Origin of the sequence: Exiguobacterium sp. BG5(2022) (genome assembly GCF_031844365.1) — a bacterium.
Classification (GTDB): Bacteria; Bacillota; Bacilli; order Exiguobacteriales; family Exiguobacteriaceae; genus Exiguobacterium; species Exiguobacterium profundum.
This window is the reverse complement of sequence record NZ_JAUZVB010000001.1, coordinates 1,001,424-1,022,793: the sequence shown is the minus strand read 5'-3', so window position 1 is coordinate 1,022,793 and position 21,370 is coordinate 1,001,424. Positions and strand designations below refer to the sequence as shown.

31 protein-coding genes are annotated in these 21,370 nt (G+C 46.4%); 26 read left to right on the top strand and 5 right to left on the bottom strand.

Annotated elements, in window-relative coordinates; all coding sequences use genetic code 11:
- Positions 1–30: 30 nt before the first annotated feature.
- Entirely contained in the window at positions 31–210 is a 180-nt protein-coding gene (locus tag Q9R25_RS05355; protein ID WP_012726599.1) for a DUF2759 domain-containing protein, read from the bottom strand.
- A gap of 157 nt (positions 211–367) precedes the next feature.
- Here Q9R25_RS05355 and Q9R25_RS05350 point away from each other — a divergent pair, with 157 nt between their 5' ends.
- Positions 368–985, top strand: a complete 618-nt coding sequence (locus Q9R25_RS05350; protein WP_047795190.1) for an MBL fold metallo-hydrolase — start codon at positions 368–370, stop codon at positions 983–985.
- Positions 986–1,017: 32 nt separating this feature from the next.
- Here Q9R25_RS05350 and Q9R25_RS05345 read toward each other — a convergent pair whose 3' ends face one another.
- On the bottom strand, positions 1,018–1,281 hold the full coding sequence (locus Q9R25_RS05345; RefSeq protein WP_012726597.1) for a DUF2626 domain-containing protein: 264 nt from the start codon (positions 1,279–1,281) through the stop codon (positions 1,018–1,020).
- 249 nt (positions 1,282–1,530) lie between these two features.
- On the opposite strand from Q9R25_RS05345, the gene Q9R25_RS05340 reads away from it, so the two are divergent.
- From Q9R25_RS05340 to gcvPB, 13 genes are all read left to right on the top strand, one after another.
- The gene (locus tag Q9R25_RS05340; protein WP_012726596.1) at positions 1,531–1,917 is read left to right on the top strand and encodes a Spx/MgsR family RNA polymerase-binding regulatory protein; all 387 of its coding nucleotides are present in this window, start codon (positions 1,531–1,533) and stop codon (positions 1,915–1,917) included.
- 58 nt (positions 1,918–1,975) lie between these two features.
- Positions 1,976–2,782 (top strand): ATPase, T2SS/T4P/T4SS family, encoded by an 807-nt coding sequence (locus Q9R25_RS05335; RefSeq protein ID WP_047795191.1) that lies wholly within the window; start codon positions 1,976–1,978, stop codon positions 2,780–2,782.
- Positions 2,764–3,741: a type II secretion system F family protein gene (locus Q9R25_RS05330; protein ID WP_311282889.1), complete on the top strand. Its 978-nt coding sequence runs from the start codon at positions 2,764–2,766 to the stop codon at positions 3,739–3,741. Before Q9R25_RS05335 ends, Q9R25_RS05330 begins: the two co-directional genes overlap by 19 nt.
- 15 nt (positions 3,742–3,756) lie before the next feature.
- The gene (locus Q9R25_RS05325) at positions 3,757–4,059 is read left to right on the top strand and encodes a prepilin-type N-terminal cleavage/methylation domain-containing protein (protein WP_074036684.1); all 303 of its coding nucleotides are present in this window, start codon (positions 3,757–3,759) and stop codon (positions 4,057–4,059) included.
- 20 nt (positions 4,060–4,079) lie between these two features.
- A complete protein-coding gene (locus Q9R25_RS05320; RefSeq protein ID WP_236548985.1) occupies positions 4,080–4,487 on the top strand; it encodes a prepilin-type cleavage/methylation domain-containing protein in 408 nt (135 codons plus the stop codon).
- The gene (locus Q9R25_RS05315) at positions 4,474–4,710 is read left to right on the top strand and encodes a hypothetical protein (protein WP_074036688.1); all 237 of its coding nucleotides are present in this window, start codon (positions 4,474–4,476) and stop codon (positions 4,708–4,710) included. Before Q9R25_RS05320 ends, Q9R25_RS05315 begins: the two co-directional genes overlap by 14 nt.
- A 13-nt stretch (positions 4,711–4,723) precedes the next feature.
- Positions 4,724–5,140: a hypothetical protein gene (locus tag Q9R25_RS05310; protein ID WP_074036689.1), complete on the top strand. Its 417-nt coding sequence runs from the start codon at positions 4,724–4,726 to the stop codon at positions 5,138–5,140.
- Positions 5,104–5,403 (top strand): hypothetical protein, encoded by a 300-nt coding sequence (locus tag Q9R25_RS05305; RefSeq protein ID WP_311282888.1) that lies wholly within the window; start codon positions 5,104–5,106, stop codon positions 5,401–5,403. The genes Q9R25_RS05310 and Q9R25_RS05305 overlap by 37 nt, the downstream gene beginning before the upstream one ends.
- On the top strand, positions 5,396–5,884 hold the full coding sequence (locus tag Q9R25_RS05300) for a shikimate kinase (protein WP_311282887.1): 489 nt from the start codon (positions 5,396–5,398) through the stop codon (positions 5,882–5,884). Before Q9R25_RS05305 ends, Q9R25_RS05300 begins: the two co-directional genes overlap by 8 nt.
- The gene (locus Q9R25_RS05295; protein WP_074036691.1) at positions 5,881–6,219 is read left to right on the top strand and encodes a hypothetical protein; all 339 of its coding nucleotides are present in this window, start codon (positions 5,881–5,883) and stop codon (positions 6,217–6,219) included. The genes Q9R25_RS05300 and Q9R25_RS05295 overlap by 4 nt, the downstream gene beginning before the upstream one ends.
- 148 nt (positions 6,220–6,367) lie before the next feature.
- A complete protein-coding gene (gcvT, locus tag Q9R25_RS05290; RefSeq protein ID WP_215243840.1) occupies positions 6,368–7,444 on the top strand; it encodes a glycine cleavage system aminomethyltransferase GcvT in 1,077 nt (358 codons plus the stop codon).
- Between the two features lie 25 nt (positions 7,445–7,469).
- Positions 7,470–8,807: an aminomethyl-transferring glycine dehydrogenase subunit GcvPA gene (gcvPA, locus tag Q9R25_RS05285; RefSeq protein ID WP_311283114.1), complete on the top strand. Its 1,338-nt coding sequence runs from the start codon at positions 7,470–7,472 to the stop codon at positions 8,805–8,807.
- Entirely contained in the window at positions 8,807–10,282 is a 1,476-nt protein-coding gene (gene gcvPB, locus Q9R25_RS05280; protein WP_311282886.1) for an aminomethyl-transferring glycine dehydrogenase subunit GcvPB, read from the top strand. The genes gcvPA and gcvPB overlap by 1 nt, the downstream gene beginning before the upstream one ends.
- 41 nt (positions 10,283–10,323) lie before the next feature.
- Here the strand turns inward: gcvPB and Q9R25_RS05275 are convergent, their stop codons facing one another.
- Positions 10,324–10,704 carry a rhodanese-like domain-containing protein gene (locus tag Q9R25_RS05275; RefSeq protein WP_012726584.1) on the bottom strand — a complete coding sequence of 127 codons (381 nt, stop codon included), beginning with the start codon at positions 10,702–10,704 and terminating at the stop codon, positions 10,324–10,326.
- 163 nt (positions 10,705–10,867) lie between these two features.
- Here Q9R25_RS05275 and mntR point away from each other — a divergent pair, with 163 nt between their 5' ends.
- Positions 10,868–11,296, top strand: coding sequence for a transcriptional regulator MntR (gene mntR / locus Q9R25_RS05270; RefSeq protein ID WP_214781451.1), 429 nt, complete (start codon positions 10,868–10,870; stop codon positions 11,294–11,296).
- 174 nt (positions 11,297–11,470) lie between these two features.
- Positions 11,471–11,998 (top strand): hypoxanthine phosphoribosyltransferase, encoded by a 528-nt coding sequence (gene hpt / locus Q9R25_RS05265; protein WP_159562466.1) that lies wholly within the window; start codon positions 11,471–11,473, stop codon positions 11,996–11,998.
- A gap of 23 nt (positions 11,999–12,021) precedes the next feature.
- On the opposite strand, the gene Q9R25_RS05260 is transcribed toward hpt, so the two are convergent.
- Positions 12,022–12,432, bottom strand: a complete 411-nt coding sequence (locus tag Q9R25_RS05260) for an SA1362 family protein (protein WP_159562465.1) — start codon at positions 12,430–12,432, stop codon at positions 12,022–12,024.
- A gap of 14 nt (positions 12,433–12,446) precedes the next feature.
- Positions 12,447–13,388, bottom strand: a complete 942-nt coding sequence (locus Q9R25_RS05255; RefSeq protein WP_214690765.1) for a DUF1385 domain-containing protein — start codon at positions 13,386–13,388, stop codon at positions 12,447–12,449.
- Between the two features lie 147 nt (positions 13,389–13,535).
- Here Q9R25_RS05255 and aroQ point away from each other — a divergent pair, with 147 nt between their 5' ends.
- The 10 genes from aroQ to Q9R25_RS05205 all read left to right on the top strand — a co-directional run bounded on the left by aroQ (position 13,536) and on the right by Q9R25_RS05205 (position 21,363).
- Positions 13,536–13,973, top strand: coding sequence for a type II 3-dehydroquinate dehydratase (gene aroQ / locus Q9R25_RS05250; protein ID WP_396136423.1), 438 nt, complete (start codon positions 13,536–13,538; stop codon positions 13,971–13,973).
- On the top strand, positions 13,969–15,036 hold the full coding sequence (locus tag Q9R25_RS05245) for a M24 family metallopeptidase (protein ID WP_214691267.1): 1,068 nt from the start codon (positions 13,969–13,971) through the stop codon (positions 15,034–15,036). Before aroQ ends, Q9R25_RS05245 begins: the two co-directional genes overlap by 5 nt.
- 29 nt (positions 15,037–15,065) lie before the next feature.
- The gene (efp, locus tag Q9R25_RS05240; RefSeq protein ID WP_012726577.1) at positions 15,066–15,632 is read left to right on the top strand and encodes an elongation factor P; all 567 of its coding nucleotides are present in this window, start codon (positions 15,066–15,068) and stop codon (positions 15,630–15,632) included.
- 117 nt (positions 15,633–15,749) lie between these two features.
- Positions 15,750–16,199, top strand: coding sequence for an acetyl-CoA carboxylase biotin carboxyl carrier protein (gene accB, locus Q9R25_RS05235; protein ID WP_012726576.1), 450 nt, complete (start codon positions 15,750–15,752; stop codon positions 16,197–16,199).
- Between the two features lie 7 nt (positions 16,200–16,206).
- Complete coding sequence (gene accC, locus Q9R25_RS05230; protein WP_214690767.1) at positions 16,207–17,550, top strand: acetyl-CoA carboxylase biotin carboxylase subunit; 1,344 nt, start codon at positions 16,207–16,209, stop codon at positions 17,548–17,550.
- A gap of 112 nt (positions 17,551–17,662) precedes the next feature.
- Complete coding sequence (gene nusB, locus Q9R25_RS05225; RefSeq protein WP_078147109.1) at positions 17,663–18,049, top strand: transcription antitermination factor NusB; 387 nt, start codon at positions 17,663–17,665, stop codon at positions 18,047–18,049.
- 64 nt (positions 18,050–18,113) lie between these two features.
- The gene (gene folD, locus Q9R25_RS05220) at positions 18,114–18,950 is read left to right on the top strand and encodes a bifunctional methylenetetrahydrofolate dehydrogenase/methenyltetrahydrofolate cyclohydrolase FolD (RefSeq protein WP_214690768.1); all 837 of its coding nucleotides are present in this window, start codon (positions 18,114–18,116) and stop codon (positions 18,948–18,950) included.
- Positions 18,943–20,289: an exodeoxyribonuclease VII large subunit gene (gene xseA, locus Q9R25_RS05215; protein WP_196430849.1), complete on the top strand. Its 1,347-nt coding sequence runs from the start codon at positions 18,943–18,945 to the stop codon at positions 20,287–20,289. The genes folD and xseA overlap by 8 nt, the downstream gene beginning before the upstream one ends.
- Entirely contained in the window at positions 20,264–20,488 is a 225-nt protein-coding gene (gene xseB / locus Q9R25_RS05210; RefSeq protein WP_012726571.1) for an exodeoxyribonuclease VII small subunit, read from the top strand. Before xseA ends, xseB begins: the two co-directional genes overlap by 26 nt.
- Positions 20,485–21,363: a polyprenyl synthetase family protein gene (locus Q9R25_RS05205; RefSeq protein ID WP_214690770.1), complete on the top strand. Its 879-nt coding sequence runs from the start codon at positions 20,485–20,487 to the stop codon at positions 21,361–21,363. Before xseB ends, Q9R25_RS05205 begins: the two co-directional genes overlap by 4 nt.
- Positions 21,364–21,370: the final 7 nt, after the last annotated feature.

Genomic DNA, 21,370 nt, shown 5'->3' with positions numbered 1-21,370 from the left:
AAGTCGCTTGATGATTGCGTATGCGAATCATTAACCTGGAATTCCACCATAGATCAACGTGGCGACACCAAAGAATCCGAATACGAGTACAGTTAAACCTGCAAATACGAGCGGAAAGAATTGGCGCTTTTGGAATGAACGAAGCATTCCCCAAATAGCCACAATCGCGACGATGACGGAAATCCATCCGAACGGTTCATACAAATGCATGACGAGTTCCCCCTTTAATTATACGTCATGAAATTCATAAAAATTTCACTGAAATATCATTATTATTTTATCCGATTATAGAGTCGCTGTCGAGCAAAGGTTGACATCGAAACAATTTTGCCACAATATTGTTTTGAATAAGAAGGGGATGAATCCTATGCAAATTAAAAAGATTACGTCTGGCTTGGCACAAGAGAACGGCTATGTCATTGAAAAAGACGGCACAGTCGTCGTCATTGACCCCGGAACGGATGACCCGAGGTTCTTCGACACGATCGAACGTTTCGGTACACTATCCGCAATCCTGTTAACTCATGCACATTTCGATCATATCGGAGGAATTGATGCGCTCCGTGAACGTTACCAGGCGCCGGTCTATGTACACCGCTTAGAAGCAGATTGGCTGACAGATGGCGAAAAGAATGGCGCTTCTGCGTTCAACTTGCCGATGCCTTCAATGAAACCGGCAGAAAAAACATACGAAGGCGATGTATTGGAAATTGGGAACATCGTATTTCGAATCTATCATACACCAGGTCATTCCCCAGGGAGTGTCGTATTGTTTATGGATGATGAAAGAATCGCCTTTTGTGGTGACTTGATCTTTAAGCAATCCGTCGGACGGACAGACCTGTTTGGTGGAGACCAGTCGACATTAATGGGATCCATCGATCGGATGAAGCAGCTCCTTCCTGATGAGACGACACTGTACTCGGGGCACGGTCCTCAGACGACACTAGAAGAAGAAAAGCGGACAAATCCGTTCTTCACATAAAAAAAGATTGTCTCCGGCGAGACAATCTTTTTTTACATTTGGAAGTTGCTCCAATACGTAAAGACAACGAAGAAAATTGTCAAATACGCACCAAAGACATATACATACGTTTTTTCAGTTAACTTTAAGTAACCAAGAGCGACGAAGAAAATCGTTTGTGCTAAGAAGACAAGTCCCATAACGATAAAGTCGCCAGTATGTTCACTACTACTTTGGTCGCCGCCTAGTGCGCCTACGAAAGCAAGTGCCGCTACTAGTCCAGTCCAAAAGCCTAGGACACGAAACATTCTTGCCATGTTAATCCCCCCATACGTGCATTATTCCATTCTCATTCACTATTTTACCAACACATTCGAAAAAATGCTATGGAAACGTGATAATTGAGCAAAATAATCGTGAAAAATATGTGAAATCATTTCGGTAAATAAAGTTGTACAAAATTTATAAAAAAGTTGCACAAAACATGTACAAAAGGGGTATAGAGATGTATAATCAACTTATACAAAACGAGCGAAGTGAAAGTTGAATGAGGGAGGAACATAAAAATGGCATCAGAACTAATGTTTTACACGTATCCAAGCTGTACTTCTTGTCGGAAGACGAAAGCGTTTTTACAGGAACAAGAACTTCAAGTGAGTGAGCGTCACATTTTCAGAGATGCACCAACAGTTGATGAATTGTTGCAACTCCTTGCAATTAGTGAGGAAGGAGTCGACTCTCTCCTTGCGACACGAAGCCAGGCCTTCAAACAACTTGATGTTGACGTGGAGGATTTGAAATTAAGCGAGCTTCTGAAGCTGATGAGCGAAAACCCAAAACTTTTGAAGCGTCCAATCTTAACTGATGGAAAAGAAGTGATTGTCGGATATGACAAGGTTTCAATCGAAACATATGCACGTCGCCACAACACTGCAGCGGTTCAAGTTTCATAAAACAAGTCCACTTTCAACATAGTGGGCTTTTTTTTATGCTTGTATCGAGGTGAACGAGATGAAGGAACTCATTGAGGATTTAGTAGATGCAGCACGTCAAATCGGTGCGAGTGATCTTCATTTTATACCCGATGCAAACCAAGTGAAGGTTCAAGTCCGTTCTGCTAGTAAGCTTGCTGCGCTTCAATCGATGGATGCAGAGCTGTATGATCGTCTTACATATCATATGCGATATTGGTGCTCACTACCTGAATCTAATCAACGCATTCCACAATCCGGGGTCTATGAATTGAATCAAGATGTCATCCGGGTGACCTTTCTCCCGTCGTTCGCCCAGACGTTAATGTCTTGGCGCATTCCCCATGACACGTTTGAACTCCAGCACCTGTTACAATCACACGATGTGGAACGATTTCAGAAAGTCGTGGCATCACATCATGGTCTTTTCTTTATTGGGGGTTCTACCGGAGCAGGTAAGACGACGGTACTGTATGCCCTGTTGAATCAGCTGAAGCATGAGCGAATTGTGACGATTGAAAATCCTCCTGAACAAATGGTCGATGGTGTCATTCAGCTGGAAGTGAATGCTAAGGCTGGACTCAGCCATCGACACTTGTTGAAAGAGACGCTTCGTGCCGACCCGGATATCATCGTGATTGGCGAGGTACGGACCGATGAAGAATTGATGGTCGCATACGATGCGGCGCTCAGTGGTCATTTGACGATTACAACCTTTCATACCGCATCGATTCAGGATGGGGAAAAGCGGCTGATGCAACTTCTTGGTAAGGCGACCGTGGAAAGACATTGGTGTGTACTGACTCGAAATCAGGAGGTGACTTGCGAATGGTCGACGTCCCGGTAATCCCATCGATCCGACTGATTCATCGATTTCTTCGTCTACAATCACGAGGTGTGTCATTGAAAGTGACTATGGAGACGCTTGAACTTCATGAGAAGGGAAAAATGAAAGACTGTATTCGAGAGATGAGGATACGTCTAGAAGCGGGCGTGAGTTTGTCTGAAGTATTTTCCATCTTGATCACGAATCGGCAAATGCAAGAGATTTTACATACGGCGGATCGCAACGGACGATTCATGGATGGATTGTCGCAAGTGGCAATGGTACTCGAGATGCGACAACGATTAAAGCAGGAGTTGCGGAGGCTAATTCGCTATCCGTTGATTATCTTTTTCATCCTACTTGCATTAGGCATGATTTATGCCTTATACATTTTCCCAAAATTAATGGGGATGCTTGATGTCTCGTCGCATGACGGCATAGCGTCGATTCTATTGTCGAATTGGTTCTTTCCTATGTTGTTTTCTATATTCGTGGTAATCGCGGTTCTCATATATGGATTTCATCGTCGAGGAGGAGATCTCCCTTTTTACGTATGGAGACGTGGGAAAACACTCTATATGACCTATGTATTTGTCAGTGAATTGTCCTTGCTCCAACATACTGAAACAAATATCAGGCAGATTATCAGTCGGCTAGCCGAGGAAGAGGGGGAAATGGCAGAGATGGCCAAGCGTATTCACCATCGCATGTCTGAAGGTGAAGGAATTGAAGCGGCGACAAGGTGTGAACCGTTTATCGATTATGAGGTTGTGAGTCTATTAGGTGTGGGTTCGATGAGTGGGGAACTTGGTAAATTGATGTCTCTTCATCGAGATCTAGTATTCGAAGAGATGGAGCAATATTGTCGGGGGTTGATTGAGAAAATTGAACCGTCTTTATACGGCATCCTCAGTGTCATGATTGGTGTTCTTTTTTACACACTCTATTTACCGGTCAAACTCATTATGGCTCAATTGTGAAAGGAGAAAGATGAAATGAAGGAAGAGCGTGGGTTCACATTAGTTGAGATGGCGGCAGTATTACTCATTATATCAGTTCTTCTCTTGTTACTTGTCCCTTCTTTGTCGGACGGGAAATCTCGTGCTGATCAAGTGAGTTGCGAAGGTAGTGTTCGAATCGTTGAATCTGAAATCAATTTGCATTACGCGGAACATAAAGCCTATCCTGAAACGTTAGAAGTGATTAAGCGTGCGTCGGCTGCAGATCCACTCGTTTATAGCTGTCAATCCTCGGCCTATACGTATTCACCGACTGACGGCTCCTTAAAAAAACAATGAAAGGCTACACCTTGGTCGAAATGACTTGGGTACTTGTCGTGCTGTCGTTCTTACTATTGATCAGTGCACCGAGTACGAGACCGTTCGAACGAATGGAGCTCTACAATTTTACGGACTCATTGGTAGCAAATATTCAAGAAGCTGGGCAATTTCCCTATATTTCAGAAGAGGGAGATTGTGTACCACGATTGATTTGGATTTCGAAACAACAAACTTATCTGATTGTGTGTGGGCGAGAGGTAGTCAGGGAGGTTGATGTTCCTGATGGTGTGGATGTATATCTTCCGACGTACAACACTTTGACCTTTTCACAAGCGACAGCTTCTTATGCGGGACAGTGGAAATTCGTCAGTGGAAAGACATCGGTGACGCTCAAATTTCGAATCGGGACTTATGAACCGGAGGTGATTATTCGTGAAAGTGGATGAATCGGGTTTCTCATTATGGGAGCTAAGTGTCAGTCTTGCGGTGGTCATGGGGTGGATTTTCATTCTGACATCATTTGTCATGCAGGGGAACGAACGAATCCAACGGTTGAGTGATACGCTGTTCATCTATGAACGATTACAAGGAGAGGTTCTGCTTGAAGCCACTGAACCGACAGGGCGTGAGCAAGTGTGTGAGAAAGGATTTTGTCTGCCGACATTATGAAAAAGGCTTTACGATGATTGAAATGACGTTCGTTTTGCTGATCCTTCCCATGTTTCTTTTTCTTTTAGTGGAACTGCTCACGCTCGGTCAACATCTTTATGAACAGCCTAAATGGAATCATCATACGACACCTCAACTGATTGTGCGCCGTCTGATGGATAGCGAGAACTGTCGTGTTGACGAAGGACGGTTACGGGGTGATTTCGTCAAATCGGATGAGGAGCGATGGTCATGGACGATCAAACAAGTAAATGGCAATTTGGTTATGGTCGGAGATGGAGGAGGAAACTTACTCTTTTTAAGAGGAATCGACCAGTATCATGTCGAAACGGTCGGAAAGGGATTTCGAATCTCATGGAAAGATTCATCGTTCAGAAGAGAGCGGCATGTCATGTGCATGAAGCAGGCTTCTTTCTCGTCATCACCTTGACCATTGTTGTTTGGTTACTCGGCGCCACGTTATTTTGGTATACTGATGTGGAACGAACGACGAGGCGACTGTCAGAGGAAATCTTAGCGATTCGTTTTGAATCGCATTTGTTACTGGCGAAGGAGCGTTGCGCTGAACGACCGTTAACGTTGCATAAACCGACGGGAACTCTGACGTGTCGTCCGATTGCACCTAATCGTACTGAAGTGGACATTGTGTTAACATCCGGCGAACGGCATAAAGAGGTGATGGTTTATGAATGATAACCCGTTTTATATCGTGGGGTTTATGGGTACAGGTAAATCTACCTTATTCTCGTTTCTAAAAGAATATGGGGAGGTCATCGATCTTGATTTAGTCATTGAGTCCATGACTGGAATGGAGATCGCTACATATTTTGACCGCTATGGTGAGTCTGCGTTTCGTGATGTTGAATCAACAGTACTGCAACAAGTCATTGCTGACTATATCCTGACAGGTGGCGGAGTGGTGGAGCGCTCTGAAAATATACGTTGGATGCGAGAACGTGGTACGATGATCCATTTAAATCTTCCGTTCGACATGTGTTGGGAACGAATCAAAGATTCTGCACGACCACTTGTTAAAAAAGGACGGGAGGATGTTCAGACGTTGTTTCAACGACGCGATCGATTATATCGAACAGCGAGTGTATCCATCGATGCATCTCAACCGCCTGAAGACATCGCCAAGCAAATCATCCGTATAAAGGGGGAAAAAGTATGATCTGGATTAATTTCGCCATCATCGTATTTTCATTAATCGGACTTGGGATATACGGTTATCTCTTGTTCAAAAACAAGATGAAACCAGAATTTGGTCGTTTGAATCGTCTGACGGAACGTTTTAAAATTCGGGCAGACGTGATTGGTCAACAGGTCAATGAAATCAAGGGACACGTAGATGCGGTCAATCGATCTGTTACTCAAATAAAAGAGTTTGGGATCAATGCGAAGAATGAATCGATTGAATTAAAGCAAGCTGCCGTTGAGCTAACCCATGAAATCAAACGGACAGCTGGAATTGAACGTTCTGACGTTTCCACCGAGTCGAAAATATGAAATAATGAGGATGAAAACGTTTTCGTTTTTCATCCTTTTTCTTTTTCGCCTTTTTACCTATGCAGAAGGAATAAAAATTGTTAAAGTGGAATGGAAAACGAAAGATTTCAAAAACAAAAGCATTTTATGTTCGGGATTGGGGGATATTATGGAAAAGGTTACTTTGAAACGTACGCCTTTGTTCGAATTAATCGAACCGAAGGCGAAGATGGTTGATTTTGCGGGATTTGAAATGCCGATTATGTTCTCTTCGATTAAAGAAGAGCATTTGGCTGTACGTCAAAACGTGGGGATGTTTGATGTATCTCACATGGGAGAAATTCGAATCGAAGGGCCGGACGCGCTTGAGCAAGTTCAAAACTTGGTGACGAATGATATCTCGAAGATTAAAGTTGGTCAAGCCCAGTATAATCTTCTCTGTCTCAAAGACGGCGGTGTGGTGGACGATTTGCTTGTCTATCGATTAGATGAGGACGCTTATTGGCTCGTCGTCAATGCTTCAAATATTGAAAAGGATGAAGCGCACATTCGTCGACACGTTAAGGGAGACGTGGTTGTGACAAATGAATCTGATGAGTATGGTCAGATTGCGATTCAAGGACCGAATGCACAATCTGTTCTTCAAAGCATCACAAATGTTGCACTCGACGAAATCGGGTTCTTCAAATTCATGAACGGTGACGTGGCGGGTGTGCCATCGATCATCTCTAGAAGTGGGTATACTGGGGAAGATGGCTTCGAGATTTATGCTCGAGCAGAAGCAATTTCTGCCATCTGGGAAGCGCTTGAAGCCGAGGGTGTTACCCCATGTGGGCTGGGCGCACGCGATACATTACGTTTCGAAGCGTGCTTGCCGCTTTACGGTCATGAATTGGATGAGTCGATCACACCATTCGAAGCGAATCTCAACTTTGCCGTCAAGCTAGATACTGACTTTGTTGGTAAGGAAGCACTCGTCACTCAAAAAGAAAACATTCCGAATCGATTGATTGGATTGAGATTGTTAGGTCGTGGGATTGCCCGTCAAGGGGCGCAAGTCGAATTGGATGGGAATGTAATCGGCGTTGTCACGACCGGTACGATACCTCCGACTGTAAATGAATCAATCGCATGGGCACGAGTCGATGCACGTTACAAAGATGAAGAGCGTTTTGTCATCGACATCCGTGGCAAAAAGATTGAAGCCGAACGCGTACCGACACCTTTCTATAAACGAACGAAATGATACAGGGGGATTCAGAATGAACAGAATGGAATTTCGTTATTTACCGATGACCGAACAAGATGAACGAGACATGTTAAAGACAATCGGCGTCGATTCAATCGAAGCGCTTCTTTCAGATATTCCAGAAACACTTCGCGAACAAGCATCATTAGCGGCAATCGGGGCTCCGCTTCCGGAAGTTGATCTCGTTCGTCATATGACGAAGTTAGCTGATAAAAACAAACATACGAAATCATACCCGAGCTTCCTTGGAGCAGGGATGTATGACCATCTTTCGCCGAGTGTGATGAACCACATGCTTTTGCGTTCTGAATTCTATACGGCGTATACGCCATATCAACCTGAGATTTCACAAGGTGAACTTCAGGCGATGTTCGAATTCCAAACAATGATTTGTGAATTGACAGGGATGGACGTCGCGAACTCTTCGATGTACGACGGAATCACTGCTCTCGCTGAGGCGACTTACCTAGCGAGCGCGCAGACGAAGAAAAAACGTGTCGTCGTCTCCGGTGCAGTGCATCCTGAAGCGAAGGATGTAATCCGTACGTATGCTGACGGACCAGGTCTATCCGTTGATTACACAGATGTGGAGAACGGGGTGACGGATGTATCTGACCTCGATTTGACGGATGCGTCGTGTCTTGTCGTACAATATCCAAACTTCTACGGTCGTATTGAGGACTTAGAAAAATTAGCAGAATTGGCTCATGAAGCCGGCGCGCTATTCGTCGTTTCGAGCAACCCGCTCGCCCTCGGGATTCTTGAGTCACCAGGAGCACTCGGTGCGGACATCACGGTCGGAGATGCACAGCCATTCGGTATTCCGCAAAGTTTTGGTGGACCGTCATGTGGATACTTCGCGGTCAAAAAATCTTTGATGCGTAAACTACCGGGCCGACTAGTCGGTCAAACGGTCGATGAGGACGGCAAACGCGGATTCGTGTTGACGCTTCAGGCGCGGGAACAGCACATTCGCCGTGATAAAGCGACATCCAATATCTGTTCAAACCAAGCACTTAATGCATTGGCTGCTTCAATCACGATGTCCGCTCTAGGGAAATACGGAATTCGTGATATGGCTGTTCGGAATATTCAAACCGCTCATTATATGAAAGAAGCGTTAAAAGCTGCAGGATTCAACATCGTGGACGAAGGACCAATGTTCAATGAGTTCGTCGTGGATTTTGGACGTGATGCAGAAGAAGTATCGCGCCATCTACTCGAGCGCGGCATGATCGGTGGGCTACCGCTTGGTACGTATGAAGGGGAGCGTCAGACACAAATGTTGGTTTGCGCGACGGAATTGCGCACGAAATCAGAGATTGATCAGTTTGTCGAAGTGGTTGGGGGGATGAAATAATGCAACACGAGCAAACGCTAATTTTTGAAGTATCACGTGAAAGACGAACTGGATATAATTTGCCGACACCGACTGTCCCGGAGGTTGACCTTGAGACGTTGTTACCGGCTACGATGATTCGGAAAGAGGCGGCGGAACTTCCAGAAGTGTCTGAACTTGATGTCGTTCGCCATTACACGTCTCTGTCTACTCGAAACCATGGGGTCGATTCAGGCTTCTATCCGCTCGGTTCGTGTACGATGAAATATAATCCGAAAGTGAACGAAGATATGGCTCGTCTTCCTGGATTTGCACATATTCACCCGTTGCAACCGGTTGAGACGATTCAAGGTGCGCTCGAACTCATGGTGGACTTACAGGAGCAACTCGCTGAAATCACGGGGATGGACGAAGTCACACTCCAACCAGCGGCAGGTGCCCATGGGGAATGGACGGGGCTTATGTTGATTAAAGCGTTCCATGAGCGTAATGGGGATACGGCTCGTACGAAAGTACTCGTACCAGATTCGGCGCACGGGACAAACCCGGCGTCCGCAGTCGTTGCTGGATTCGAGACGGTGACCGTCAAGTCGGATGAGCGCGGTCTCGTCGATTTGGATGATTTGAAGTCAAAAGTTGGAGCGGATACGGCTGCTCTCATGCTGACAAACCCGAATACGCTTGGACTATTTGAAGCGGATATCCTTGAAATCTCAAAAGTCGTTCATGAAGCTGGCGGGAAGCTGTATTATGATGGCGCGAACTCAAACGCGATTCTTGGAATCGCACGTCCTGGGGACATGGGCTTTGACGTCGTCCACTTGAACTTGCATAAGACGTTCACAGGGCCTCACGGCGGCGGAGGTCCAGGCTCAGGTCCAGTCGGGGTGAAGCGTGACTTGATTCCATTCTTACCGACTCCAATTGTGACGAAAACAGATGATGGATATGGTCTCGATTACGACCGACCACATTCAATCGGGCGAATCAAACCATTCTATGGAAACTTCGGGATCAACGTTCGAGCGTACAGCTATATTAAGACAATGGGCGCAGAAGGATTGACGCGGGTATCCCGTGAAGCGGTCCTCAACGCCAACTATATGTTTGCGCGACTAAAAGATGCGTTCGACGTGCCATATGATACGTATTGCAAACACGAATTTGTCTTGTCAGGGAAGCGTCAAAAAGCCCTTGGTGTTCGTACACTCGATATCGCTAAACGCCTTCTTGACTTCGGTTACCACCCACCGACAATCTATTTCCCATTAAATGTCGAGGAATGTATCATGGTGGAACCGACAGAGACAGAATCAAAAGAAACGCTCGATGCGTTCTGTGATGCGATGCTCCAAATTGCCAGAGAGGCGGAAGAGAATCCGGAAATCGTTCAGACTGCTCCTCATACGACGGTCGTTAAACGGATGGACGAGACACTCGCTGCCCGTAAACCGGTCTTGAAATATGAGCGTCGTGAGGCGTCATCTGTAAAATAAAGAAAGGGCGAGTCGATGATTGTATCGACCCGCCCGTTTTTTTATGCTTTTTTAATCTTGCCCTTCCAGTTCTTGAAGCCGCCTTCGAGCATGTAGATATTGTTGTATCCGTTCTTCATGAGGAGTTTAGCCGCCTGGTTTGAACGTGAACTACCTTGACAGTAAATTAAAATCGGTTGATCTTTACGCAGTTCTTTCATACGTAGTTTCATTTGGCCGACCGGGATATTCCGGGCACCAACGATATGTCCACCTTTGTATTCGTTCGGTTCACGCACGTCAATTAACTGACCTTTACGGAGTGAGGCACGGAATTCTTCTTGTTTCATTTTTTTCAACCCGCGAGCTGGCATGAAACGCCATACGATGTAGGCGATCAAGGCAACCCATAGGAGGATGACGAGGATTGTTTCGAGTCCCATAGATGTTCTTCCCTTCTCTTTCAAAGTTACCATATCTCATTATAATGAAATTAAGGTCATGAGACAATGATTGACTCAATCAATCGGGGCTTTCCCTTTCGATTTCATTCTAATTAGGATAAAATAAGGAATGGAAACCGGAACATTAGGGGAGGTCGTGCCCATGCCGACGCCGAGTATGGAAGATTATTTAGAACGTATTTATTTATTGATGTCAGAGAAAGGCTATGCGCGTGTATCTGATATTGCGGAACATTTAGGGGTCCATCCCTCCTCTGTCACCAAAATGGTTCAAAAGTTGGACCGTGAAGAATATCTTGTGTATGAAAAGTATCGTGGTCTCATGCTTACAAAAAAGGGTCAAAAAGTAGGGAAGCGATTGGTCGAGCGTCATGCGATGCTCGAGTCTTTTTTACGTCTAATCGGAGTAGATGAATCAGATGTGTACGAGGATGTCGAGGGTATCGAACACCATCTCAGTTCGAACACGCTCGACTGCATGACACAGTTTGTGGAATTTTTTGAAGATAAGCCTGAACTCATGAATCAATTTAGAGAATTTCGGGAACAAGAACGAGCTTCAGAAGAATAATATGTAAAAAGCATCAATCTAACTCGATTGATGCTTTTTATTTTGCTCAATATCGCTAAAATACGAACGAAACATTCATATTTATCTTAGAATGTATATTTTTTAGTCGTCATTATGTTAAGATGAATCGTGGATTGAATAGATAGGGGGTGACGGCGAACATTCGCCGGATAAATGGAGATTCAAATTAAAGGAAAACTGTTTGATGAACAGCAGATTCAAAAACGTGTGAAAGAATTGGCTGAAGAGATTGAGAACGATGCAGAGGGGATACCGATTGTGATCGTCGCCGTATTAAAAGGCTCGATGGTCTTTGCGGCAGACTTGATGCGATACATGAAAGGGAGCGTTCAGCTCGATACGGTCGCGACGTCTTCTTACGGGAAAAAGTCGGTCTCGAGTGGGAGTGTGCAACTTCGAAAGGACTTGGATTTAGATGTGGAAGGAAAGTATGTTGTCATTATCGAGGACATCATCGACACGGGACAGACGTTGAAATTCTTATGTAAACATATGGAGCTCCATCAACCGAAACAGTTGAAAATTTGTACGCTTCTCGACAAGCCGGCGCGTCGACTCGTTCAGTTGGACGCAGACTATGTCGGATTCGAGATTCCTGATGAGTTCGTCATCGGGTATGGGATCGATTACGCGGAACAATATCGGAATCTGCCATATATCGGATATGTAGAAACAACATAAAAAGGAGCGCCGTGGCGCTCCTTTTACATGTTTGCTTTCTTTTTCTTCTTCCCTTTTTTACCTTCAATCACTGTTAGGTGTGGTGGATTGCTACGATGTACGGTTGAACGTTTAGATAACTTGGTGACGTTTGAACCAGGTTTCTTCCCTTTCCGGTTTTTAGCGGAAGCGGAAGGTTTGACTTGAGGACCACGACTTCCCTGCATTCGTTTTTTTGAGGCTTGCGCGGTTTTACGATAGCGTGCATCTTCTGCAGACATACGTGGTGCCATGAAGACGCGATAGATCACATAAAAGACTAACCCGAATATCCCGATGAACAACAATTGTCTAAACAGGCGACCTGGATCGGTGGCAAGCATATGCCCGACCCCGATGAAGCCAAGGATAAACACGATTGTTGCAGCGATCGAACCGACTCTTTGTCTGATCATGGTGCTTCCTCCTCTTATCCCTCTCTATGAATGACCGATTCTCCTAACTCTTTTCGTTCCCATGTCTCAAATGCTTCAATCGCGACTTGAATCTGCTCATCATTTGGCTCTCGTGTCGTCAATAATTGGAGCGACAGGCCTGGTTTGCCAAGGAATGACAGAAAGCGATGGTCGCGGAAACGATTGGTAAACTGCAGGACTTCAAATGAGATTCCGATGACGACCGGCAATAGCGCGATTCGGCTGATGAGTCGCAACCAGAGCGGATCGATTGGCACAATCATGTAAACGCCAATCCCGACGAAGACGGTGAATAAAATGAAGCTTGAGCCACAGCGATAATGCAATCGCGAGCTTTGGCGTACTTGTTCAACCGTGACCGGACGCCCGGACTCATAGCAATTGATGACTTTATGCTCAGCGCCGTGATATTGGAAGACACGCTTAATGAGTGGCGTCAATGATATCAAGTAAAGGTAGCTGAGTAACAATACTAATTTTATTCCCCCTTCAAGGAGGTTTTGAATCACATGTCCGGAAAATAAAGGTACGTCTTGAAACATGGCCGCGAGAAGTGCTGGCGTCACATTGAAAATCAATTTACCAAAAACGTACGAGATGACACCGACGATTGCGATGAAGGCAATCATCCATATGCTCTGTTTTTGGTCTTCGTTCGTGTTCGTATCTTCACTTGGATCGACATCATATCGATCGCTCGCAAAGTTCATATGTGCAGAACCGTTCTTTAACGATTCATACAGCGCGACAATCCCTCTCAAGAAAGGTACTTTTTTTAAAGATTGGACCCAAGGGACAAGAATACGTGCTTGCTCGAATGTTTCAATCGAGCCATCTTTTCGCCGGATGGCAGATGCGCTTTCAGAGCGGCCTTGAAACATGACGCCTTCCACGAGCGCCTGTCCCCCGACTGGGATGGTTGGTTTGGAATTCATTCACTTTCCTCGATTCTTCAAATTCAAATGTTGTACTTGAATTATACCGTGATTTGTAAAAAAAACGAAAGGGCAGAAGGCTCGATTCACGTTCTTTCGATAAATTTGTTACAATAGATGAGACTTGACGAACGAGGGGGAAGAAGGTTGCGGATTTTAGTTTTAAATGGACCGAATTTAAATCTACTGGGTCGTCGTGAACCGAATGTATATGGCAAGGTGTCGTTGAAAGGTTTGGCGGCAGAACTGATGCTGCGCGCTCCAGAAGACGTCGAACTCACCTTTAAACAATCGAATCATGAGGGAGATTTAATTGATGCGCTACATGACGCTTTTGATTATGAGGGTGTCATATTGAATGCAGGTGCCTATACGCATACATCAATCGCGATCCGGGATGCCATATCCGCTATCGCTGCCCCAGTCGTTGAAGTACATATCTCGAACGTGCATGCACGCGAGGCTTTTCGGCATGAGTCGAAACTTGCTGCCGTCTGTATCGGTGTCATTACCGGTTTTGGACTCACGAGCTATACGTTAGCGCTGCATGCACTAATCGAACATTGGAGGAATCGACATGATTGAACGCGTAAACAAACTGCAAGCACAGTTAGGAAAAAACGAGATTGATGCATTACTCGTCACAAAACGTGAGAATATCCGCTACTTATCTGGTTTCACCGGGTCGAGCGGTGTCATCGTCATCACGTCGAATTCGGCAAGTTTCATCACGGACTTCCGTTACACGGAACAAGCGAACGATCAAGTAAAAGGGTACGACATCATTGAGCTTGATACATCACTCATCAAGTCGGTAGCAGATGTCGTGTCCCGTGAATCCATCAAGCGCCTTGGCATCGAGCAGGATGCGATGACAGTGGGGCAATATCGTGCCTATGAAAAAGATGTCGACGCTCAACTTATTGAAACGTCTGGAATCGTAGAAAAACTGCGCTTGATTAAGGATGAATCAGAGATTAAGATTATGAAGGAAGCTGCGGCAATCGCTGATGCGGCGTACACCCATATCCAGACGTTCATTCGTCCTGGTCGTACCGAGAGAGAAGTCGCGAACGAACTCGAAATGTTCATGCGTTCAAAAGGTGCTGACTCGTCATCGTTCGACATGATTGTCGCCTCGGGTCTCCGTTCGGCGCTACCACACGGTGTGGCAAGTGATAAAGTCATCGAATCTGGAGAATTGGTTACGCTTGATTTCGGTGCTTACTATAAAGGGTACTGCTCAGATATCACGCGTACGCTTGCAATCGGTCCGATTTCGGATGAGTTGCGTCAAATCTACGATACGGTACTTCGTGCCCAACTTGCTGGTGTAGAAGGCACACGTGCCGGAATCACTGGCATTGAAGCGGATGCATTGACACGCGATATTATTAAAGAAGCTGGATATGGCGAGTACTTCGGCCACTCGACAGGACATGGTCTTGGAATGGAAGTGCATGAGGCCCCAGGATTATCGTTCCGTTCGGAAACGGTGCTCGAACCTGGTATGGTCGTAACGATCGAGCCGGGTATTTACATCAACGGTGTCGGTGGTTGCCGGATTGAAGACGATGTCGTCATCACAGAAGACGGATGCTACCGTCTGACACAGTCGCCAAAAGAGTTAATTACGATCGAGGCATAAGCTTCATCTGAATTTAGGAGGAAATCAATATGGTATCAGTTAACGATTTAAAAACAGGATTGACGGTCAAAACGTCTGACGGTTCGATTTGGCAAGTCATCGAGTTCCAACACGTAAAACCGGGTAAAGGAGCGGCATTCGTTCGTACGAAAATGCGTAACTTGCGTAACGGTGCAATCCAAGAAACGACGTTCCGTGGTGGAGAAAAAATCGAACGCGCACACATCGAGCGTAAACGCATGCAATATCTTTATCCAATGGGCGACACGTATGTCTTCATGGACAATGAATCATACGAGCAACTTGAATTGACAAGCGCTCAAGTCAAATCAGCACTTCCATATTTGCTTGAGAACATGGAAGTCAGCATCGCGGACTACGAAGGGGAGATTCTTGGAATCGAGCTTCCAACGAGCGTTGTCTTGACAATCGTCGAAGCAGACCCAGGCGTAAAAGGTGACACGGCATCGAACGTGAAGAAAAACGCGACAGTGGAAACAGGACATGTCATTCAAGTGCCACTTTTCATCGAACCAGGTGAAAAAGTGACAGTCGATACACGTACTGGAGAGTTCATGGGTCGTTATAACGGTTAATCCTTACGAGTGCTCATTCGAATGAATGGGCGCTCTTTTTTTCTCGTTGCATTCATTGGTCTGACCAGTTATAGTGAAGGAGAGATTAGTACCAGGTATAAACAGGGGGTAAGAAAGATGCAAATCGATCAAATTAAAGAGCTTATTCAATTATTGGACCAATCATCAGTCCATGAAATGGAGCTTGAAACATCTGATTTCAAACTGTCATTAAAGAAAGAAGCGCAACAAACAGTGAGCGCGCCTATCATGCAGACACAAGCATTCGCACCGCCTGCGCCTGCTCCTCAAGTAAATGAACAAACAGAAGAACCGACGCAAGAAAAGGCGTCTTATCGTACTATCACCTCTCCGATGGTTGGAACGTTCTATTCACGTCCGGCCCCGGATAAAGAAGCGTTCGTGAACGTCGGCGATCGTGTCGAGTCAGGACAAATCGTTTGTATTCTAGAGGCGATGAAACTGTTTAACGATGTCGAAGCGGAAATCAGTGGCGAAATCGTAGAGGTGTTAGTCGCCGATGGCGATCTCGTCGAATTCGGTCAACCGCTCTTCAGCGTGAAGTGAGGTCGTTATGAAATTATTAATTGCTAACCGCGGGGAAATCGCGGTTCGAATCATACGTGCAGCAAAAGAATTGAATATTCCGACGGTCGCTGTCTTCTCTGAGGCAGATCGTGAAGCGTTACATGTTCATTTGGCTGACGAGGCTTATTGCATCGGTCCGAATCCATCGAAGGACTCCTATTTGAATATCCCAAATATTTTATCAGTCGCCTGCGCCGTGGATGCGACGATGGTACATCCGGGTTACGGCTTTTTGGCTGAAAATGCCGAGTTCGCTGAGATGTGCGAGGCGTGTGGAATTCAATTTGTCGGCCCAAGCAGCTATGCGATTCGCAAAATGGGAATCAAGGATGAAGCCAAACGAACGATGATCGAGTCAGGGGTTCCTGTCGTTCCAGGTTCAAGTGGTGTCGTCACAGACGAAGAAGCGATGGAACTCGCGCGTGAGATGGGCTATCCGGTCATCATCAAGGCGACAGCCGGCGGTGGAGGACGTGGCATTCGCGTCGCTCGAGACGAGAACGAACTCGTTTCAGGATTGGTCGCGACACGTAAAGAAGCGAAGCAGGCGTTCGGGAATGGTGACGTGTATCTCGAAAAGTTCATCGAGTCGTTCCGTCACGTCGAAGTGCAGGTTCTTGCCGACCAATTCGGTAACGTCATTCACTTAGGTGAACGTGATTGTACAATCCAACGTCGCATGCAAAAACTAGTTGAAGAGGCGCCGTCACCTGCGATTGATGAAACGACACGTCAATTGATGGGGGATGCTGCCGTCAAAGCGGCAAAAGCCATTCAGTACTCGGGAGCGGGAACAATCGAGTTCATTTACGTTCCAGAATCAAACGAGTTTTATTTCATGGAGATGAATACCCGGATCCAAGTCGAGCATCCCGTCACCGAGATGATCACAGGATTCGATCTCGTTCAAGCGCAGCTTGAAGTGGCGCTCGGACATCCGCTTGCCATCTCACAAGAGGACATTACGTTCTCAGGACATTCCATCGAATGTCGAATCAACGCGGAGGACCCATTTATGGACTTCCGTCCGATGGCAGGGAAGATTGACCAATATATCGTTCCAGGCGGTATGGGTGTCCGTGTCGATAGCGGACTCTATGCAGGAGCGATGATCCCGCCGTTCTATGACTCGATGGTAGCGAAGTTGATTGTTCATGCACCAACGCGTGATGAGGCCATTCTGAAAATGTTGCGTGCTTTGGATGAGTTTACGGTTTCGGGAATTAAAACGACGATTCCGTTTCATCAACAAGTCATGGCACATGAGCAGTTCCGCATCGGTACGTTCGATACGAAATTCGTTGAAAAAGAAATGTCATTGGCAAAATAACATGAACCAGGAAGCCCGAACATTATTTCGGTTTCCTGGTTTTTTGTACTGAATTTATGAGTGCTTTATGCTAAACTATCACAATGAAAGCATGTAAAAGGAGAGTAACTGAATGAAACGTCATGAAGCACGAGAGAAAGCGATTCAAACGCTTTTTCAAATCGAAGTATCTAAATTAGAGGTGGACGAAGCAATCGAGTTCGCATTGGATGGAGAAGAGTCTGATCCGTTTTACGAACAACTCGTCACAGGGACGCTAGAACATATTGAAGATATCGATGCGTTACTAGTTGAAAACTTGAAAAACTGGCGGTTAGATCGCCTCGGAAACGTCGAGCGTACGATTCTTCGAATGGCAACGTTCGAATTGTTATACGTCGAGACGATTCCAGAAAACGTCACCATCAACGAAGCGGTCGAACTCGCGAAATCGTTCGCGGACGAAGAAGCCGGCAAACTCGTGAATGGCGTACTCGGTAACATCATTAAAGAAGACTAAAAAAATAGAGATAAGACACCAGACCAACTACAGAAAAACCTAAAGACAACGGGGGATGAGAGAGATGGCAGTAGTGATCGACGGGAAACAAGTGGCAGCATCATATCGAGAAACGTTAAAAGAACGTGTGGCAGCACTTCGCGCACGTGGCATCGTACCGAAACTGAAAGTCGTGTTGATTGGGGATGACCCAGCAAGTCATAGCTATGTACGCGGGAAGGAACGGGCGGCAGAAGAAATCGGAATCGATTCACAAGTCCTCCGTTTTGATGAGACGATTAGCGAGAAGGAATTGCTTGACTTGATTGACTTGATGAATGCGGATGAAGAAGTTCACGGGATTCTCGTGCAACTCCCTCTGCCGAAACACATCGACGAATCACGAGTCATCATGCGCATCTCCCCAGAAAAGGACGTCGATGGCTTTCATCCTGAGAATGTTGGGAAGATGATGCTCGGACTTGATACGCTACTCCCGTGCACGCCGCACGGCATCTTGCATCTCGCAAAAACACAGACCGAGATCGCCGGAAAGCACGTTGTCGTCGTCGGTCGTAGTCAGATTGTCGGTAAACCGGTAGGCATTTTGTTCTTGAATGAATCAGCAACGGTCACATATTGTCATTCAAAAACAGCTGACCTCGGTGAGATGACACGCCAAGCGGACATTTTGATTGTCGCTGTCGGACGCGCTGGTTTAGTCACAGCAGACATGGTCAAACCAGGCGCGCTTGTCATCGATGTCGGAGTCAATCGGGTCGAAGGTCGTCTAGTCGGTGACGTGGACTATGAAGCTGTTAAGGAGAAGGCGAGTGCCATCACCCCTGTTCCGGGTGGTGTCGGTCCGATGACCATCACGATGCTCATGCATAATACGGTCGAGGTTGCATCACGTGGCTAATCCACTTCCGGTTTCTGAAGTTGTTCGATATGTGAAGCGACAACTTGATGATGATGTATTGCTTCGACAAGTCGCGGTCATCGGTGAAATCTCAAATTTCAAACGTTATTCATCCGGTCATTGTTATTTCACGTTGAAAGATGACGCGTCTCGGATGAAAGCTGTCATGTTTTCTCGCGATGCCAAACAACTTCAATTCGAACCGAAAGATGGAATGAAAGTCATCGCCGTCTCAAAGGTGACGATGTATGAGGCTACGGGAGATGTCCAACTATATGTCGAATTGATGCGACAAGACGGAATCGGTCTATTGTTTGAGCGATATGAGGCGAGAAAGCGTGAATTAGAGGAGATGGGATGGTTCGACGAGGAGCGGAAGCACCCGCTCCCGACGTTTCCAGAGCGCGTTGGAATCGTGACGTCTCCAAAAGGTGCAGCGCTACACGATATCGCAACCACACTTCGACGTCGTGCGCCACATGTGGCGATTACGTTCGCCCCTGTTGCTGTACAGGGCGAAATGGCGGCTCCACAAGTTGCTTCTGCCATTCGCTGGATGAACGAACGCACCGATTGTGATGTACTCATTGTCGGTCGCGGTGGTGGTTCTATCGAGGAGCTTTGGGCATTTAATGAAGATGTTGTGGTGGAGGCAATCTATGCGTCCACGATTCCCATCATTTCTGCTGTCGGTCACGAGACAGACTTTACGCTTTCGGATTTCGTTGCCGATGTTCGGGCTGCGACTCCGACAGCGGCGGCTGAACTCGCTACCGCGATGATTGATGCGCAGCGAAAAGATGTAGAACGTTTGGATAACCATCTGCACAAAGCCGTCAGAGACCAATTGGATGATTCGCGAACCCGTGTGGAACGGATGATCAATAGCTATGGATTAAAATCACCGAGGTACACGATATCTCAGAAACGGGAACGATTCGCCCAGTCGGAAATCCGTCTCGAGCAAGGGATGAGGCGACATCTCACCCAAGCCACTCATCAGCTCCGTCAGTTGTCACAGCAGCTAGATGTAAAACGATTTTCAAAAACGTTGTCCAAGCAAGGGGAAGAAGTCAATCATATGGTCGAGCGACTCCGTCGAACGAAGCCATTAGAACAAGCAACGCTTCAATTTGCACAACAGGTTGGACGATTGCATGCAGTCAGTCCACTCGCCGTCTTGTCACGTGGATATACGTTCATCGAACAAGATGGGATCTATGTGCAGAACGTGAAACAATTACGCGATGGTGATGTCTCGATTCGTTTTCGGGATGGTCATGCAATCGCTGAGGTGAAGGAGAGGATTGTCGGTGACGAAGAAAGAACAGACATTTGAGGCGGCGCTCGAGCGCCTCGAACAGATCGTCGCGCAACTCGAGAGCGGTGATGTCCCATTAGAGGAAGCGATGACCCTATATGAGGAAGGTGTCCGCTTGTCTGCATTGTGCCAGACAAAACTCTCTGCCGCCGAGAAAAAAATGGATGAAATTTTAGAACTTGATGGGACGCTTCGTGAAAAAGGAGGATCCGCATGAACCGTACCGATGACTTGAACAAGTGGAAACGGACCGTCGAACTGGCGATGCAGGAACTCATTGAGTCGAGTGAGATGCCGAAACGATTACGAGACGCAATGACGTATTCTTTAGAGGCTGGCGGGAAACGCATTCGTCCTGCTCTCGTCTATGCCGTCCTTGAAACGTATAGCATGTCACTCGAGCGAGGACGAGAGGTGGCGGCGAGTTTAGAGATGGTTCATACATACTCACTCATCCATGATGATTTGCCGGCCATGGATGATGACGATCTTCGTCGTGGACGACCGACCAATCATCGTCAGTTTGATGAAGCGACCGCTATTTTGGCTGGGGACGCCTTATTGACGGACGCATTCCGTATTCTCACACAGATGCCACTCCCTGCGCTAGATGTCGTCGAGATTATTCGTATTTTCGGATTGGCGGCCGGTAGCTCAGGTATGGTCGGTGGCCAGTTGGATGATATGCTGGCTGAAAAGCGGAACGACGTCACACTTGAAGAGCTCAAATCCATTCATGAACGGAAGACAGGTGCGCTACTCGTCTATGCACTTGAAGCCGGTGCGATTTTGGCGGGCGCATCGGTGGAAGATCGGATGCACCTCAAACAGTTCGGACGTCATCTTGGCATCGCTTTTCAGATTCAAGACGATATCCTCGATGTCGTCGGAGATGAACAAACAATCGGAAAACGCGTCGGCTCAGATGAATTGAATGACAAGACGACTTATCCGAAGCTTCTCGGCTTAGAGGGAGCGAAGCAAGCTCTTGAGCAAGAAGTGGGAGCGGCACACGCTGCAATTGAATCACTTTCAGTTCCAGCGCCGTTGCTTCTTGAGATGCTATCATTTGTAGTGAAACGAAATCATTGACCTCGGT